We start from the raw sequence: 17,438 nt of genomic DNA on the forward strand, positions 1-17,438 counted from the left end.
AATGGAATAGAATTTCTAACTAATCAAAGTGGTATGTTAACAGGTGCGATTATTGGAGCTGGATGGACCTTCCTTGTTATGTTTGGTATCCATTGGGGAGTTGTACCAGCAATGTTAAATAACTTAAGTACAAATGGTTTCGATACGATTCGTCCTCCGGTAGCAAATGCTACATTTGCTCAAGCAGGTGTCGCTTTCGGTGTATTTCTTAAAGCAAAGGACAAAAAATTAAAATCTTATGCTTTATCTGTAATGATGCCTGCACTTTTAGCTGGTATCACTGAACCAATCGTTTATGGGTTGTCTGTTAAATACAGAAGGCCAATGATTGCAGCTGTTATTGGTGGTACGATTGGTGGAGGATTTGCAGGTGCTATGAAAACGACGGTTATTGCTTACGTTTTCCCAGCGCTTACTACACTTCCTGCATTTATGACGGATACCTTTGTTTTTTACGTAATTAGTATTACAGTGTCATTTGCAGTTACCGCTATATTAACGTATATTTTAGGATTTGATGAAGAGGGGGAAGATAACTCTGCTCTAAACAAGGAGAAGAGTTATAGTGGAAATACATCTAAAGTAGAACGCTCCATCGTATTATCTCCTATTTCGGGTGATGTTGTGCCATTGAGTAAGGTAAATGATCCAGCATTTTCAACGGAGGCAATGGGAAAAGGTGTTGCGATTGTACCAATGGATGGAAAAGTATATTCACCGATATCCGGTGTTGTAACCACTTTGTTTCCTACTGGTCATGCAATAGGATTAACATCAAATGAACAATTAGAAGTACTAATTCATGTAGGCATAGATACTGTTAAACTAGATGGGAAATATTTCACCTCGCATGTAAAACAAGGGGATACAATAGAACAAGGACAACTACTTGTAGAGTTTGATATAGCTAAGATTAAAGAAGCGGGTTACGATACTACAACGCCTATTATTATTACAAATTCAGCTCAGTATATTGATATAATTGAGACAAATCAAAAATCTATCGTGAAACAAGAAATATTATTAACAGCAGTAAATATGTAACCTATACCGAATCAAAATGAAAAAATAGGAGGAACTCTACTATGGAACATAAAACAAAAACGGCTTTCCCACAAGATTTTTTGTGGGGGGCTGCATCTGCAGCATATCAGGTAGAAGGAGCTTGGAATGAAGATGGAAAGGGCCCTTCTGTTTGGGACAATTTTGTAAGGATACCAGGGACAACATATAAAGGGAGTAATGGTGATATAGCAGTCGATCACTATCATCGTTATAAAGAAGATGTGAGTCTGATGGCCGAACAAGGTTTAAAAACATATCGTTTTTCCATTGCTTGGAGTCGTATCTTTCCAACAGGAAACGGGGAAATTAATGAAAAAGGACTTGAATTTTACGATAAATTAATAGATGAATTATTGTCTTATAATATTGAACCAATGATTACTTTATATCACTGGGATATTCCCCAAGCATTAATGGATCAATATAATGGGTGGGAGTCACGTCAAATTATTGAAGATTTTAATAACTACGCTAGAGTATTATTCGAGCGATATGGTGATAGAGTTAAATATTGGATCTCTTTAAATGAACAAAACTATTTTGTTAGCTATGGTTACGAAACTGCACTTCATCCTCCAGGAGTTAAGGATAGAAAAAGAATGTATGAGGTAAATCATATTGCAAATTTAGCTAATGCAACAGTAATCAAGTCTTTCCGCGAATTGGTTCCTAATGGAAAAATCGGACCTAGTTTTGCATATAAGCCATATTATCCTATTGACTCAAATCCGGAAAATATTCTTGCTTTTGAGAATAGCGAAGATTTAAATAACTACTTTTGGATGGATATATATGCTTGGGGGCAGTATCCAATTACCGCATGGAAATATTTAAAAGAACAAAATTTGACGCCGACAATTCATGATGGCGATTTAGAATTATTAAGATCAGCCAAGCCGGATTTTATGGGAGTAAACTATTACCGTACAACAACCGTTGAAAAAAATCCATTGGCTGGCGGTGTTGATATAGGTGTGAAAAATACCACTGGTAAGAAGGGTTCTGGTTCACAATCAGGAGTTCCTGGAATGTTTAAAACCACTTCTAACCCTCATGTAGAAACAACAAATTGGGATTGGGATATCGATCCTCAAGGCTTAAGAATTGGTTTGCGAAGAATAGCTACTCGTTATCAGCTACCAGTCCTAATTACTGAAAACGGTCTTGGCGAGTTTGATAAATTGGAAGAAGGCGATATTATAAATGATGACTATCGCATTGAATATCTTAAATCTCATATTCAATCCATTCAAGATGCTATTTCAGATGGGGTAGATGTATTAGGATACTGCGCATGGTCCTTTACAGATCTATTAAGTTGGTTGAACGGCTATCAAAAGCGTTATGGTTTCGTCTATGTAGATAGGGATGAAGATTCTGCTAAAGATCTACGACGTATTAAAAAGAAAAGTTTTGATTGGTATAAACATGTGATTGAAACGAATGGTGAATCACTATAAATTTATAAAATATCAATAAGTTTAGAGGATGATATCTTGTTTAGACGGGGTAATTGAAAGACGTAGAATTATCGATCAAACAATTTTACATAATCCCCGTAGAAACAAATAGGTTCTTATTGATAAACATCATAAAACCTAAAGATTAATTAGAGTGATGGCCGATTCTCACTTTATTGATCTTTAGGTTTCTTCTTTTGAGATGTCATCTTTCTCTGACTTGCTGAAAGGAATAATTAATTGTGAGAAATATATTTATTTTTTGTGTTCAGCTTATTTTTCTATGGGGAATCTATCAATTTTCGAATCTTATTATTAAAGTTTTCCATATACCTGTTCCAGCCAGTATTTTGGGAATATTAATACTATATACATTGTTATCTACAAAAATAATAAAGTTAAAAAATATAGAGATGGCAGCATCATTTCTAAATAAGCATCTTGCGTTTTTTTTTATACCCTTTGCTGTTGGATTAATGAATTATGGAAGCTTAGTGAAAACAATCGGGTTACAATTAATGGTAATGATTATAGGTAGTACCTTTATTGGGTTAGCGATAACCTCTGGGTTAACACAGTTCTTTATAAGAAAGGATAAGAAGAAAGATGAACATTCTCACTCTCTTTAATATCATGCTTACTATTTTTATATATGTCATAGCCTATTCTTTTTCTAAACGTGTTTCATCTCCATTTACAACTCCTGTGTTAACTACAACCATTATAATGGTAGCGGTTCTTCTCTCGATCGATGTAAATTATGAAAAATATGAATCTGCGAAAGAATGGATTTCGATATTGCTAGGACCAGCCACTGTTGCTTTGGCAGTTCCGCTTTATAAAAATCGGGCAATCATAAAAGGACATTTAAAAGCCTTAATAATCGGGGTATCTTTAGGGACTATTTCAACTATTATTTCTGCAGTAGGCCTATCTAAAGTGCTAGGCCTTTCTAATGATATTCAAGCGACATCCGCCGTTAAAGCAGTAACAACTCCAGTTGCAATTGAAACAGTGGTTCTTATCGGTGGGAATCCTTCGCTAACAGCAGTTCTTGTAGTAATTACAGGAATCTTTGGAGCAGTATTTGGACCAGTAGTATTATCATATATGAATATTTCTGAACCGTTTGCAAGAGGCCTTGGAATGGGAACTGTTTCACATGGAATTGGAACTAGCCAAGCTGTGACAGAAGGTTCTATACAAGGAGCAGTGTCAAGCGTGGGAATGGGGATTGCGGCTATAATCACTTCTATTATTTTGCCACTATTTTATAATATGTAGAGGGGAGTTGAGGGATGGTTCTCTTGCTTCCCTTAAGGGGAAGCAGAAGAACCGTCCCTCTGACTTACTTACATTCTTTCATCCCATTTTCTAGAATGCGCATTTGTAGCAATGTTTCTTCATCTTTTACCTGTTTGTCGGTCCTATTTATAATCACTTCATATAGATGGTCATATACTCTGCCATAGTCGCCTCGTTCTGAAACTACTTTTTCTTCATGGTATTGTCCGTTTTCATCTATATAGGTTAATGTTCCATAATGCTCGGGAAGATCGATGCCGAAATCAGGCTGGTCAGGCAAATAAAATAGTTTTAAATGCTCTTCTTGACGATCTTTTGTCTGTTTGACAAAACACCTTTCCCTATAAGCAACAAAGCTGGGACGTTCTTTTAATCGAAAATAGCTCTTAAATCTGAAGAATAGTAGATTTTATCATGCTTCTTCCAGGTGTCATGAGAAGGATTTCTCCGATATATCGTTTTAACCTTTATATTTTCTCGCTGCAAAACAAATGGCAAATGATAGCGATTTGTGCTTTTCCATTCCCGATATAACCGGTTGTTAACATGATTATTACTCCGATTTCTCTGTAATAATCTCATTATATGTTGGATAAATTTAGAAATTTTTTGGGAAGCAAGGGGACGGTACCTCAGCTTACCATATATCAGCTAATTCCCAAGCATCAAGGTTCAACAAGTGGATTTCTCCTTCTTCTGCAAATAAATCAATATAGATACTTGATGAATCTGGATAGATGCGTGATGTCATTACTGTTTCGCCATTGTTTATAAATAATTCTAAAGACGATCTATCGATATAGAGATGAAGTTTGATAGATTCACGATCCTGTTTGTGAACTTTGCTTCTTCTGATACCGCCTTCTCCTGTTCCTGATTGATTGCGGTCAACAATGATTTTTTCAGAAACGAAATCATAATAGATTGTTGTATTTTCTGTACTGTCTTCTGAACACCGAACCTTTATTCCAAACTTTCGAGCTGTACAATTCTTTAAGGAAAATTCGGCAACCATCTCTAGGCATTCACCCTTAATATGTTCTAGTCGAATAGTTTCCGAAATCGATGTTTCTGGTAATGTTCGGTGAACACCTCTAAGTTTTTTCAATTCTTCAATCGGTGTCATCACCAGTTGGTTATTTTCCATCAGTTTTAACTCACGAGGAACTGTCATTGCACCAGCCCAGCCGTGGGCTTGTTCTGGCATCGTTGCCTCCCACATGCTCATCCAACCAATAACAATTCGTCTTCCTTTGTTATCAAGAAAAGATTGCCCAGCGTAAAAATCAAAGCCTTTATCTAATTCAATAAAGTTACCATGCTTGAATTCCTTCGTATCATAATTAAATTCACCAACAAAATAACCATTTTGATAAAGGTTTTGATAAAGATCACCTTCTGGCTCGATTCCTTGTGGTGAAAACAAGAGGATATGTTTTCCATCGAGTTCAAAGAAGTCTGGACATTCAAACATATATCCCATTTTTCCAGTACTTTCAGCAATTATCCCTTGGTAGTCCCATCGAATTAAATCTATTGATTGATATAGGACAACATTGCCTAAATTGTTAACTTGGTTTCCTAACACCATGTACCATTTATTATTATGCTTCCATACCTTTGGATCCCGAAAATGTGGGGAACCATTCGTAGGTGGTTCCGAGATAATAGGGTTACTTAAGTGTTTTTGAAAATGGATTCCGTCGCTACTTTCTGCTAGACATTGATATTCAATGAATTCATCGTTCTCTTCATCAATATTGACATGTCCTGTATAAATTAGTGTTAATTTACCATTCACATCGATGGCGCTTCCGGAAAAACAACCGCTTTTGTCGTAAAATTCTCCAGGGGCAAGTGCGATAGGAAGATGTTCCCAGAATACTAAATCCCTACTTTTAACATGCCCCCAATGGATTGGTCCTCCAGTTGGACTATAAGGATGATGCTGATAAAACACATGATATTCTCCGTTCCATTGGATTAAGCCGTTTGGGTCGTTAATCCAATGGGAAGGAGCCATAATATGGTAACCTAAGCGGTAAGGGGTATCCTTTACCTTTTCACCGGCTTCCTGTACTACCTTTTGAGCAAGTGCAAGTCGTGTTTCATGATTAGTCATACCATTCTCCTTTCAAGTATTGGAAGCTATTAAAGCTTAGACTTCCTTTAAGTGCCAAACGTAGCTTTGGAAATCTCCACGGATGTCTGCAGGGATGCTTAACCCTACATAACAAAGTTCATCGCCGCCATAGACTTTGTTAGAACCTACTATTTGATATGTTTTGTTCGTATCAAGGCCAGTAAGTTTTAAAACCTTTAATGATGCAGCAGGTTCAGCTAAAACGGTAAAATAATAGACATACACTTCGGTTTTATCTTTGTTTGTAAATAACCAGGCAGTTTCATTTCCTTCAAAAGGGCTTTTCAAGCGATAAAAATCGCCGAATTGAATGAGCTTTCTAATTTCTTTATATTTTTCTACTTGTTTTTTCACTTCTTCTTGTTCGTCATCTAACAGTTTTGTTAAATCTAGTTCATACCCTAGATTTCCTGCCATCGCTACATCTCCGCGCATCTTCATTGTAGTAATGCGGTCCACTTGGTGGTTTGGGACAGCTGAAACATGTGATCCCATTGAAATAATTGGATAAACAATGCTTGTTCCATGTTGAATCTTTAGTCGGGAAACTGCGTCTGTATTATCACTTGTCCATGTCTGTGGCATATAATAAAGCATTCCTGGATCAAATCTTCCACCGCCGCCGGAGCAGCTTTCAAATAGGATATGAGGGAAGGATGTTGTAATCTTGTCCATCACTTTATATAACCCGAGAATATAGCGATGTGCTGTTTCTCTTTGTCTATGAGATGGAAGAGATGCGGATCCGATTTCTGTCATATGGCGATTCATATCCCATTTTACATAAGAGATAGATGCACTTGACAAGATATCACTTAATCTTTTTATGATTTCTTCACATACATCGTCTCTTGAAAAATCGAGAATTAGTTGATTACGGCTTTCTGAACGGTTTCTGCCAGGAACATGCAAACACCAATCAGGATGTTCACGGTAAAGGTCACTATCAACTGAAATCATTTCTGGTTCAAACCAAAGTCCAAAATGCATATCCATTTCATTGATTTTGTTAGCAAGGTGATCTAATCCGTTGGGAAGTTTTTCTTGATCTACAAACCAGTCACCTAAAGAAGAAGTATCGTCGTTTCTTTTACCAAACCAGCCATCATCAAGAACAAATAATTCGATTCCAAGCTCGTGACCTGCTTTTGCAATTTGAAGGATTTTTTCCTCGTTAAAATCGAAATAAGTTGCCTCCCAGTTGTTCACTAAGATAGGGCGCTCTTTATCTCGATATGTTCCTCTTATTAAACGAGTTCGATATAACTCGTGAAAGGTTCGTGACATGTCTCCGATTCCCAAATCGGAATATACCATGACTGCTTCTGGTGTTTGAAATTCTTCACCAGCTTCAAGCTGCCAACTAAAGTCAAACGGATTTATTCCCATCGTTACGCGGGTATTTGAAAATTGATCTACTTCGACTTGGGCGAGAAAGTTTCCACTATAGACAAAGTTAAACCCGTAAACCTCACCGCTATTTTCTGTCGTACCTTTCCTTAATAGAGCAATAAATGGATTATGTTGATGGGAACTAGCCCCTCTTGTACTTTCAATTGATTGAATTCCATGACAAAGTGGCTGTTTTTCAATAAATCGTTCTTTAACATGTGCTCCGTGTAAATGAAGGAAATCAAAGTCAGCATCCCTATAATCAACAGAAAGGCTATGTGCAGCTAGTACTTTTAATGAGTCTGTCCCTTCATTTACTATACGGGCTGACCTTGTAATAACATTGAATTCTTCGTATACGGTATAATTCAGCACTATTTTTAAATCGACTAAGGAATCTTTCATTACTATTTCGAGTGTCTCTGCCTCATTTTCATGTTCAACATATGTAGAAGGTAACCCTTTAATAGGATGCTTCCCTTTAAAAATTGTATGGGATTCATAACGTAAATCCGTTACAGTTGAACCATTTTTAAACTGGATTTGATAAGCTGGTTTACGAAAATCTGTATTTCCATATTGAGGATATTCTTGCGGCAATGTATCAAGTGAGAATGTCCTATCATCTCTATGGTGATAGGGATTGCCGGAAAAACCGCGGTCTAGCATTTGCATATAATTTGAGTGGCGGTAGTTATTTATTTTTTTCCCCCAATATAGGTGAGATAAATAACCATCGCGAATAATTTGCATAACATAACTTGTATCTTTGGCCTTTATGTGAAACGTTTTATTAACAGCATCAAAATGAATACCCATGTTTTATTACCCACCCCAGACAGTATTATGATTAAATGAAGAACCTAATGCCATAAACAACAATTTCTTGTTATTTTATGGCACCTTTTACAACTCCGCCAATGATCCATTTTTGTGCAAATAGATAGACAATTACCATTGGGGTAAGTGCTAATAGATAGGAAGCAAATGCTAGATTATAGTCCGTTCCAAATTCTGTCTGGAATACATATTGGACTAGTGGCAATGTAGCATGTTCTGTATCGCTAAGAACAATGAGCGGTAGCAAAAAGTCATTCCATGCCCAAAGACAAGTTAGGATTCCGACTGTTGCGTTAATTGGTGTTAGTAGCGGGAAAATAACCTTCCAGAATACGCCCCAAGTACTACAGCCATCAACGATAGCAGCTTCTTCTAATTCTATTGGGATAGAACGAATGTATCCTACATATATAAATATATTCATTGCCATTCCGTAAACTACGTAAAGTAAAATAAGACCTACAGGATTATTTAAACCAAGAGCCGAAGTTTGTTTAACGATTGGTAGCATAATAATCGGGAATGGAATAAATAATGCGCTGACAAAGTAAAAGTATAATCCCTTAAAAAATTTCCTATGCATATTTCTCGCAATCGCATAAGCAATCATCGAGTTTGAAAGAATCGTAAAGATTAATGTGAAAATGGTAATTACAGCACTATTTTTAAAAGCGTTAAAGAAATTAGTTGCTTCAATTGCTCGTGTGAAATTTTCCCAATGGAATCCAAGCGGGAAGGAGAGTGCAGATTGAGCAAGTTCTTGTGGCGTTTTAAGTGCAATAGAAATAGCCATATACAATGGAATGACGATAAAGAGAGATCCTAGAGTAATTAATATCGTTACAGGCCAGTTTGTTTTCTGTTTCATTACATATCCATCTCCCTTTTTTGTAGGAATTTAAGTTGAACTACAGAAATAACCATAATTAGGATAAAGTAGATTACAGCATTTGCAGATTGATAAGCAAACTCTCCGCCACTAAATCCGCCATTATAAATTAAAAGAGAAATAGATGTGGTTTCATAACCTGGTCCACCGCCTGTCATCGCAACGATGTGGTCAAAAACCATTAAGGAATTTTTCATCGATAATACCATGTTTATTGTAAAAAAAGGTGCGATGATTGGAAATGTTACTTTCCAAAATTGCTTCCATTTATTTGCTCCGTCCAAGCTTGAAGCTTCATATAATTCCGTTGGCACGGTTTGGAGTCCAGATAAATATAGAATGATATTGAATGCGCATGCCTGCCAAATAAAAACTAGTAATATACCAATCCAAGCAAGATCAACATCCCCAAGAATATTTGTAGTTAAAAATTCAATATGGTATTTCTCACCTAAATCGGGGAGAATATTTGTGAAAAAAAAGTTGAAAATAAAACCAACAATTAAAACGCTTAATACGTTTGGTAAAAAATAAATAGCGCGAAAGAAATTGCGACCTTTGATTTTAGAATTTAGTCCGACTGCAATTGCGAGGCTGATAATATTTACAAGTATTGAGGCGACCACTGCAAATTTAAATGTAAAGATATAAGAGTCCCTTACAACAGTATCCTTGAATAAATTAACATAATTTTTCAGACCTACGAAATCATAATCTAAACTGATTCCATTCCAGTTAGTAAAAGAATAGTAGATTCCTTGTAGTGCCGGAAAGGTATGGAACGCAGCAAAAAGAATTAAAGCGGGTAGAACCATCATATAAAAGGCGACAGTTCGAGAGTTTATTTTCCGTTTTGATTTCACATCCAATTTAGTAGAAGAAACACGTAGGTTATTAACAGTAAGATTATCTTTTTTCATTTTTTTCACATCCTTATGAAAGGTAGAGGGTGACTAAACCGTTTAGATCACCCTTGTTTTAAAAGATTATTTTCTGGACTGTACTTTTTCCCAATCGCTTTGTAATTTTTCAAGAAAAGTGTCAACATCTTTATTTATTACTAATGTCTGTAAAGTTTTTTCAGGCATAACACCTGTTGGAATATAGTGGTCAGGGAAGTCTGTTAAAGCGCCTTTTTCAAAGCTTTCTTTTAGGTCATCAACAGTTGGATCATCTTGAGTGATTCCATTAACAGCTGAAAAGGCATTTTGTTCATCAATATATTGTTTTACATTTTCTTCTTTTAGAAGAAATTCAACAAATTTCATCGCCTCTTCTGGATGTTTTGATGTTGCAGCTACGCCAAGAATCAAGTCTACCCCAGAAATTACTTTAGTTTCATCTGGATTATTCGTTACTGGGAATGGAAATACACCTAACTCAATTTCTGGATTTGCTTTCTTAATTTCTGGCAAAGCCCAAATTCCTTGTAGATACATAGCGGACTCTCCATTTGCAAAGGCCGTATTTCCGTCATTATAAGCAACGCCCTGTTGGTTTTTATGGCCATACTCTGTTAATTGAACTAGTTTTTCAGCTGCTTCTTTGTAGCGTTCTTTAACTAGAATACTTCCGCTATTTAGCTCACTATAGAAATCGTCTCCTTGAGTATTTGCAGCAAGCGCATTAAATGCTGGAAGGGTAGTCCAGGCATCCTTATATGTATGGTAAAATGGAATTTTTCCAGCAGCCTTTACTTTTTCGGCTACTGCAATGAAATCATCCCAGGTCTTAGGAACTGCCAGTCCAAGTTCTGAAAAAATGGCTTTGTTGTATATTACTCCAACAGCGTTTGCGACATAAGGAAAGGCATAGACTTCATCAAGTCCAGATACATCTTTCAGCATTTGCACGTAAGCTGGTTGAATGTTTTCTAAATTTTTATCCTCCGTAACGTCTGTAAAAACTCCGGCATTAGCTAAATCGCTATAGGTCATATCACCGCCAACACCGATAATATCGGGAATATCGCTTTTCGAGACTCTTGTTCGTAAAACAGTGGATGGTTCAGGCGGGCTTGCCTGTTCGACATCAATAGTTGGATTTTCTTCCTCGAACTTTGCAATTAACTTATCGATTGTTTCCATTCCTTCGCGTTTATGATGAAAAAATTCAATCTTAACTTGATCTCCACTTGCACTCTTTTCACCATTGCCACAACCAGCTAATAAAGAAATAGATAAGGCACCAACTGCTAGTATTGAAATACTTTTCTTCATTTAAATTACCTCCGATATTTTAAAGTTTTATTGGAAAATATTTATTTGCTGATATCGTGTCTATATAACTTGTGTATTTTCTTTTTGGTACCGATTCCATTATTATCATCTAAGAAGATTGGCCTTCTTAGATTTTTTTGGGTTTAGCTATACTTTCCCGAAAAATCAGCTCGGTAGGCAGTACTACCTTTAACGGAATGTCTCTGCCATTCAAACGGTCATAAAGAAGCTTTACAGCTGTCTTTCCCATTTCAACGGAATGGATATTCACAGTGGAAAGTGCTGGGTTAAGAAAAGCGGCAGAGTCAATATTGTCAAAACTGAAAACGGATAGATCCTCAGGAACTTTTATCCCATCTTCATGCATAGCTCTGAATGCCCCTAATGCCATTGGATCACTTGCTACCACAATAGCGCTTGGCAAGTTGCCTTTTTGTATTAATTCTTTCATTAAATGATACCCACCGTTTGGTCCCCATTCACCGACTAGAATATTATCTGGATTGTATAAATTTTTTCCCTTCATTACTTTCTCAAAGACAGTTTTGCGTACATCCTCTTTTTCTTGGACTATTTGGTTCGTTATATCTTTTACATAGGTTCGACCACCTAAATATGCAATTTGTTCATGACCTAGTTCAAATAAATGGTCTAGAATTTGATATGTTGCCCCTTCTAAATCTGATATAACGACGTCAACATCACCACCAGTTGGAGCATAATCTACAAATACAATATTATTATTTTCATAGTAATTTTCTTTCAATTCTTTTAAATCCACTGTACCAATTACAATTAAACCATCTAAGGATTGTAATGCCCCTTCATCAAGATCGCTAACACCGACAGTAAGAATAGATGCAATGTTCATTCCATATTCCTCACAAACCCTTTCTACGCCTAAGCGCAAGGCGATGAAATAAGGATCATTTACTTCGTCTTCCTCTGTGTTTGTTAGAAGTAGACCAATACTATAGACTGGTTTCTTGATTGAATTATTACTTCTTTTTTTTGTAGATTTATAGTTTAATTCATTTGCAATCTTCATCACTCGTTTACGCGTATCTTCTGAAACGGAAAGTGATTGATCATTATTTAATAATCGAGAAACAGTGGCTTGCGAGACATTAGCTAAATTAGCTATTTCCTTTATTGTTGTCATACCATCACATACCTTTTAATGTATTTAGTAAATTTTACTTAATGTTTATAAAAGTAATATATCAAGAATAGCGCTTACAATCAAGAATTATTTTATGAAATTAAGTAATTTTATCGTTTTATCGGTTTTATTTACTTAAGTTTACTAAATCTTAAGTAGAATCGTGATGTTTCTGATTTCCTTTTAGAGGTGAAACTACAGATATTCATATAGATAGTTACTTAAGGAAGATATGGTGTAAGATATTAATCTTTTTTATATTTGTAGGTTTTCTACCCTTATTAAGGACGAGTTTTCATTCTATTTAGAATAATTTATAGTTAAATTAGTTAAAAAAATTAAAGGAGGGTACATGGGAAACTGAATAATGTTGCATTTGTATAGGTTTGGATGATGATAGTATTTGGATGGAATGGCTAATTTCTGTATAAAAAGAATCATTACTGCCTACCCTTAAATAATGCAAGGAGTGGTGAGAATGTTCTATATGGAGATTATTGTAGCAATTCTTTTAATCATGGCTTTTATGAAGTATTTCTGGACCAAACGGGAAAACGAATATCATACTTCGCTGTTGGCGAATCATATACAATCAGGTGAGGAATTAAAAAAGACATTGGCCATGGGGTTGTATATGCGATTTTGCAATGAAAGGGAAGACCATGATCCACAGTATTCATCCATTTATTTGAAACAAGATCCTATTCAGTTTGAAAGGTTCGTGGCTGACATAATGGAAAAAACTCGTGGTGGATCGACCTGGGTTACACCGCCAACTGATGATTTTGGGGTGGACTTTGAACATGAAACAGAAAAAGGTCTATTTCTTGGACAAGTGAAATGCCCTCAGGGAGATTTGAATTTTGAGCCGATTGCACTGATTCATTCTAATATGGTGAAAAGAGGAGCAGTGGGGGGGTATGTCATTACAACCGGCAGCTTTACACCTGCTGCGTATGAATATGCAAAAGAATTAAACATCGAATTATTTGATGGAGTAAAGTTTGTAGAAACTTGGTTAGCTAGCCTAAGTAACGTAGAAAAAGAAATAAAGGAATTATTGCCAATATAGGGAAGCAGAGGGACGGTTTTCATGAGGTCATATTGGCCACATAAGAATCGTCCCTCGGAGTCTTATTGAATAAAATATTACTTTGACAGGTAGAGTAATTTATTGTATGATTACTCTAACAGATAGAGTAGTAGTTGAATAAGGATGTGTGGTTATGATTAGAAGCGATATAATTCGAGGGCATCTAGATTCGATCATCTTGTGTTTATTATTAGAAGAGGATCGATATGGTTATGAAATCTCAAAAGAGATAAGCAATCGTACAAACAATGGATTTCAGATTAAAGAGGCTACTTTATATGCAGTTTTCCAACGATTAGAAAAAAAAGAATTAATTGAATCCTATATTGGGGATGTAACGATGGGAGGGCGAAGAAAGTACTATAAAATTACTAAACTTGGAAAAGCATTTTTAAGAGAATCAGCAGATGAGTGGAAAGAGTTAAAAAAAATTGTGGACTTATTTATGGAGGGATTAAAGTGAAAGAGTTAAGAAACCATGTTGATAAATTATTTGCGGATATTCCGGAAAGTGAAGAGAAAGAGGCTATTAAAGAAGAGGTTTTAGAGAATCTTGAAGAAAAGGTATTTGACTTAATGGAACAAGGAAAAGCAGAAGAAGATGCTGTTAATAAGGCAATTGTGGATTTTGGGGATATTGATGATCTGAAAGCAGAGCTAAACATGAACCAACCGGTTAAAAAGAATATGAAAAAAATTAATTTAGGATTCTCTATATGGGGAAGCGCACTTACCATCGCGTTAGTTGTGTTTATTAACTTTTACTATACTCCTAATACTATTTGGTTTGTTTATCCAACTTTTGCGGTATTATGGTGGCCATTAGCAATGTACTTTTCTTGGCTGCGTTCCAAGTAAGGAGGAGAAAAGAGATGAATAAAATTGATAAATACTTTCTTCTTTCTGGAAGTATAATGACTATTTTGTTTTTTGTGATTGTAAATTTACTCACAGGAGCAGATTATCCTTGGTCCATTTACCCGCTTTTTGCCATTTTGATCGGTGCAACAAGTGTTATCTTCGGGGTTGCAGAGCGCTATAAGCAACAAGCAATCTATATTTCAGGATTATTAATTGTATTTTTGCTACTTATTAATGTCATGCATTCACCAAGTTTTCCATGGTTTTTATTTGCGGTCTATCCGATTCTATGGTGGCCAATCCTTGTTAGTTTAGGAAAAAGAGCACAGTCTATACGGATAGCTATTATTGGTAGCATGTGTACGATTATCTATTATTTTATTTTGAATATGTTTTTTGCACCGAATTATCTTTGGTTTATTTATCCAACTTTTATGATTTTATGGTGGCCGTTATCTATCTTTCATACAAAAAGAAAAACATTTTATCGTTATTCCATTCATGGAAGTATATTAATTAGTTTATTTTTTATAATTGTTAACCTAATCTCTTCACCAGACACAGTTTGGGCAATTTACCCAATATTTGCAGTGTTATGGTGGCCATTAAGCATGTATTATTATTTTAAAAAGGAAAATAGATCGTAAAAAATATTTTCTTTGCAGTTATCTATTTTAATATCGACTGACTCAGTCAATTAATCCAAAAATGTAAGGAGTAGTAGATGGAAAGATATATATATTTAGTATTTACAGATACAGGAACCTATTTCACTCGATTAATCAAATTCTTTACGAAAAGACCATATAATCATGCATCTCTTTCTATGGATGCTGATTTATATCATGTCTATAGCTTTGGTAGGAAAAATATCAGAAATCCTTTTGAAGGTGGATTTGTTCGCGAAGAAATGGGAAATGAATTTTTTCATTCAGCGAGAGCGACTATCTACCGTTGCTCCGTTACGGAAGAACAATACCAAAAGACTAGGCAATTAATAACAAGATTTGATGAGCAAAGAGATCAATATAAATACAATCTTTTAGGATTATTTGCCATCGCGTTAAAAAAACAATGGTCTCGTAAAAATGCCTTTTGTTGCTCTCAATTTGTTGCATTCGTTTTAGAAGAAGCTGGTATAATCAGATTTGAGAAATCTATATCATTAGTTACCCCGCAGGATTTATCTGAACTGACATCAATGGATGCTGTCTTTGAAGGGGAATTAGCGGATTATTTAAATAGAGAGACAATAATGTATGTGGGTAATAAACTTTCAGCTATTTAATTTCCTTTTTCTGAAAACGCGGCTTGTTTTTCTTCCTACTATCCTCATGCTATAATGAAATAATGGATATAGAAGAAAAGGAGTTCGAAAAGTATGCCTGTTCCACTAAATGATTATAAGTCAGAAGATATACGCATCAAACGAAAACTGCAGATTATGAATGCAGCATTAAAAGTATTTGCAGATAATGGCATAAGACTGACGAAGGTAAGTATGATTACAGAAGAAGCTGGAATTAGCCATGGATTGCTGTATCATTATTTCTCTTCAAAGGAAGAAGTGCTACATGAAAGCTTGAAATGGGCAGTGTCAGAAGTGGAAGAAGATATGCAGGAGATTTTGAATTGCTATGAAAGTTCTATTGATCGCATCAAAGCATTTACGAAGTTTGCTTTTATAGAAGGGAATAGTAATATCTTTCGAATTATACAACATATTTATCGAGCAAATGATATTCCAGAAGATACAATCGAATTAATCGAGAGTCATGGAAACTTATATGAGCAGTTTCTTGCTCCTTTATTCGTGGAAGGACAAGAACAGGGAGAAATCATACAAGGAGATGTAAATGAACTAGTGGAGGTTTATTTAACATCACTTGCAGGGATTATTATGACAGAAGGTTTAATGAACTGGAAAGAGAATATCGATTACAGAACGCGTCTGTTTTTAAGAATGGTTACTGTGCAACAAGATAAATGAGTCCATGTAAAATAGAATAATTTTTTCTTTCTGTATATTTCAATTGATAATATCATATAATTGACTGACTTATTCAGTCGTTTTTTTTATTTTGAAATTGACTGATTTAGTCAATCGAAATTATGAGGGTGAATTGACTGAACTAATCAGCCAATGTAGTGAAAAGGGGGAGGCAGATGTCTGAAACTGCAATAATTATGCGAAATGTCAAAAAAACTTTTGGAGATCAAATCGTTTTAAACGATTTAAACTTGGAGGTAGCAACTGGATCTATTTTTGCCTTACTTGGGGAGAATGGGGCTGGTAAAACCACCACTGTTCGTATTCTTTCTACATTATTGCAAGCCGACGAAGGGACTGTGGAGATAGCTGGAATTAATACGAAGCAAAATCCTGCTGCAATTAGAGAGGTTATTAGCTTAACAGGACAATATACTGCGATAGATGAGCTTTTGACTGGAGAGGAAAATCTACAATTAATGGGAAGATTAAATCATTTGGGACGTAAGGAAGTAAAGCAACGAACGAGTGAGTTGCTTGAACAATTTGATTTAGTCGATGCAGCGAAGAAATCGGTAAAACAGTATTCTGGCGGGATGCGCCGAAGACTTGACATTGCGATCAGCCTGATAAGGACGCCAAAAATAATTTTCTTGGATGAACCTACTACTGGGTTAGATCCAAGAAGTCGTATGGATATGTGGAATGCAATAAGAGTGCTTGCTGAAAACGGAGTAACTATTTTTCTAACGACTCAATATTTGGAAGAGGCAGATCAGCTTGCTAATCGAATTGGGGTTATTCATAGGGGGGAAATTGTCGAAGAAGGAACGGCAAATGAATTAAAACAGTTAGTTGGAGAGGAAAAAATCATTCTACAGTTTTATAATGAGGCAGACTGTCGAAATGCTTTAGGAATAATAAAGGGTCAGGTAGATTGGCCAAAAGTAAGCATAGAGATTGCAACAGATGGAAATCCCGAACAACTGCGACACTTTCTAAACAGTTTACATGAGGCA

General features: G+C 35.6%; 17 protein-coding genes and 1 pseudogene. 11 read left to right on the forward strand and 7 right to left on the reverse strand.

Annotated features, from left to right (window positions below; all coding sequences use genetic code 11):
• The 4 genes from RTL21_RS14140 to RTL21_RS14155 form a co-directional block, all read left to right on the forward strand.
• Window positions 1–1,044 (forward strand): glucose PTS transporter subunit IIA (locus RTL21_RS14140; RefSeq protein ID WP_312096551.1); only part of this gene is annotated, 1,044 nt, incomplete at its 5' end.
• Window positions 1,045–1,085: 41 nt separating this feature from the next.
• A complete protein-coding gene (locus tag RTL21_RS14145) occupies window positions 1,086–2,525 on the forward strand; it encodes a glycoside hydrolase family 1 protein (RefSeq protein WP_312096553.1) in 1,440 nt (479 codons plus the stop codon).
• Window positions 2,526–2,767: 242 nt separating this feature from the next.
• A complete protein-coding gene (locus RTL21_RS14150) occupies window positions 2,768–3,154 on the forward strand; it encodes a CidA/LrgA family protein (RefSeq protein ID WP_312096555.1) in 387 nt (128 codons plus the stop codon).
• Window positions 3,155–3,158: 4 nt separating this feature from the next.
• Window positions 3,159–3,809, forward strand: coding sequence for an LrgB family protein (locus RTL21_RS14155; protein WP_312096556.1), 651 nt, complete (start codon window positions 3,159–3,161; stop codon window positions 3,807–3,809).
• A gap of 64 nt (window positions 3,810–3,873) precedes the next feature.
• Here RTL21_RS14155 and RTL21_RS14160 read toward each other — a convergent pair.
• From RTL21_RS14160 to RTL21_RS14190, 7 genes and pseudogenes are all read right to left on the reverse strand, one after another.
• A pseudogene (locus tag RTL21_RS14160) lies at window positions 3,874–4,215 on the reverse strand (Gfo/Idh/MocA family oxidoreductase); the annotation flags it as partial.
• A 252-nt stretch (window positions 4,216–4,467) separates the two neighbouring features.
• On the reverse strand, window positions 4,468–5,952 hold the full coding sequence (locus RTL21_RS14165; protein ID WP_312096557.1) for a glycoside hydrolase family 32 protein: 1,485 nt from the start codon (window positions 5,950–5,952) through the stop codon (window positions 4,468–4,470).
• Between the two features lie 36 nt (window positions 5,953–5,988).
• Window positions 5,989–8,184: an alpha-galactosidase gene (locus RTL21_RS14170; RefSeq protein WP_312096558.1), complete on the reverse strand. Its 2,196-nt coding sequence runs from the start codon at window positions 8,182–8,184 to the stop codon at window positions 5,989–5,991.
• Window positions 8,185–8,254: 70 nt separating this feature from the next.
• Window positions 8,255–9,073, reverse strand: coding sequence for a carbohydrate ABC transporter permease (locus RTL21_RS14175; RefSeq protein ID WP_312096560.1), 819 nt, complete (start codon window positions 9,071–9,073; stop codon window positions 8,255–8,257).
• On the reverse strand, window positions 9,073–9,912 hold the full coding sequence (locus tag RTL21_RS14180; RefSeq protein ID WP_312096615.1) for a carbohydrate ABC transporter permease: 840 nt from the start codon (window positions 9,910–9,912) through the stop codon (window positions 9,073–9,075). The genes RTL21_RS14175 and RTL21_RS14180 overlap by 1 nt, the downstream gene beginning before the upstream one ends.
• Before the next feature lie 168 nt (window positions 9,913–10,080).
• Window positions 10,081–11,313, reverse strand: a complete 1,233-nt coding sequence (locus RTL21_RS14185) for an ABC transporter substrate-binding protein (protein WP_312096562.1) — start codon at window positions 11,311–11,313, stop codon at window positions 10,081–10,083.
• A gap of 127 nt (window positions 11,314–11,440) precedes the next feature.
• Window positions 11,441–12,475, reverse strand: coding sequence for a LacI family DNA-binding transcriptional regulator (locus RTL21_RS14190; protein ID WP_312096564.1), 1,035 nt, complete (start codon window positions 12,473–12,475; stop codon window positions 11,441–11,443).
• Window positions 12,476–12,953: 478 nt separating this feature from the next.
• Between RTL21_RS14190 and RTL21_RS14195 the strand changes: the two genes are divergently transcribed.
• From RTL21_RS14195 to RTL21_RS14225, 7 genes are all read left to right on the forward strand, one after another.
• The gene (locus RTL21_RS14195; RefSeq protein ID WP_312096566.1) at window positions 12,954–13,547 is read left to right on the forward strand and encodes a restriction endonuclease; all 594 of its coding nucleotides are present in this window, start codon (window positions 12,954–12,956) and stop codon (window positions 13,545–13,547) included.
• A 154-nt stretch (window positions 13,548–13,701) separates the two neighbouring features.
• Window positions 13,702–14,031, forward strand: a complete 330-nt coding sequence (locus RTL21_RS14200; protein WP_312096567.1) for a PadR family transcriptional regulator — start codon at window positions 13,702–13,704, stop codon at window positions 14,029–14,031.
• On the forward strand, window positions 14,028–14,426 hold the full coding sequence (locus RTL21_RS14205) for a permease prefix domain 1-containing protein (protein WP_312096569.1): 399 nt from the start codon (window positions 14,028–14,030) through the stop codon (window positions 14,424–14,426). Before RTL21_RS14200 ends, RTL21_RS14205 begins: the two co-directional genes overlap by 4 nt.
• 14 nt (window positions 14,427–14,440) lie before the next feature.
• Window positions 14,441–15,076 (forward strand): hypothetical protein, encoded by a 636-nt coding sequence (locus RTL21_RS14210; RefSeq protein WP_312096571.1) that lies wholly within the window; start codon window positions 14,441–14,443, stop codon window positions 15,074–15,076.
• Window positions 15,077–15,153: 77 nt separating this feature from the next.
• A complete protein-coding gene (locus tag RTL21_RS14215; RefSeq protein WP_312096573.1) occupies window positions 15,154–15,717 on the forward strand; it encodes a hypothetical protein in 564 nt (187 codons plus the stop codon).
• A gap of 93 nt (window positions 15,718–15,810) precedes the next feature.
• On the forward strand, window positions 15,811–16,419 hold the full coding sequence (locus tag RTL21_RS14220; RefSeq protein ID WP_312096575.1) for a TetR/AcrR family transcriptional regulator: 609 nt from the start codon (window positions 15,811–15,813) through the stop codon (window positions 16,417–16,419).
• 176 nt (window positions 16,420–16,595) lie between these two features.
• A partial coding sequence (locus RTL21_RS14225) for an ABC transporter ATP-binding protein (protein WP_312096577.1) occupies window positions 16,596–17,438 on the forward strand: 843 nt, incomplete at its 3' end.

Source organism: Niallia sp., assembly GCF_031978665.1.
Lineage (GTDB): Bacteria > Bacillota > Bacilli > Bacillales > Cytobacillaceae > Niallia.

Coding starts and splice junctions, on each gene's coding strand:
- RTL21_RS14145 (WP_312096553.1), top strand. CDS start 1,086: ATGGAACATAAAACAAAAACGGCTTTCCCACAAGATTTTTTGTGGGGG.
- RTL21_RS14155 (WP_312096556.1), top strand. CDS start 3,159: ATGCTTACTATTTTTATATATGTCATAGCCTATTCTTTTTCTAAACGT.
- RTL21_RS14165 (WP_312096557.1), bottom strand. CDS start 5,952: ATGACTAATCATGAAACACGACTTGCACTTGCTCAAAAGGTAGTACAG.
- RTL21_RS14170 (WP_312096558.1), bottom strand. CDS start 8,184: ATGGGTATTCATTTTGATGCTGTTAATAAAACGTTTCACATAAAGGCC.
- RTL21_RS14175 (WP_312096560.1), bottom strand. CDS start 9,073: ATGAAACAGAAAACAAACTGGCCTGTAACGATATTAATTACTCTAGGA.
- RTL21_RS14180 (WP_312096615.1), bottom strand. CDS start 9,912: ATGATGGTTCTACCCGCTTTAATTCTTTTTGCTGCGTTCCATACCTTT.
- RTL21_RS14185 (WP_312096562.1), bottom strand. CDS start 11,313: ATGAAGAAAAGTATTTCAATACTAGCAGTTGGTGCCTTATCTATTTCT.
- RTL21_RS14190 (WP_312096564.1), bottom strand. CDS start 12,475: ATGACAACAATAAAGGAAATAGCTAATTTAGCTAATGTCTCGCAAGCC.
- RTL21_RS14195 (WP_312096566.1), top strand. CDS start 12,954: ATGTTCTATATGGAGATTATTGTAGCAATTCTTTTAATCATGGCTTTT.
- RTL21_RS14200 (WP_312096567.1), top strand. CDS start 13,702: ATGATTAGAAGCGATATAATTCGAGGGCATCTAGATTCGATCATCTTG.
- RTL21_RS14210 (WP_312096571.1), top strand. CDS start 14,441: ATGAATAAAATTGATAAATACTTTCTTCTTTCTGGAAGTATAATGACT.
- RTL21_RS14215 (WP_312096573.1), top strand. CDS start 15,154: ATGGAAAGATATATATATTTAGTATTTACAGATACAGGAACCTATTTC.
- RTL21_RS14220 (WP_312096575.1), top strand. CDS start 15,811: ATGCCTGTTCCACTAAATGATTATAAGTCAGAAGATATACGCATCAAA.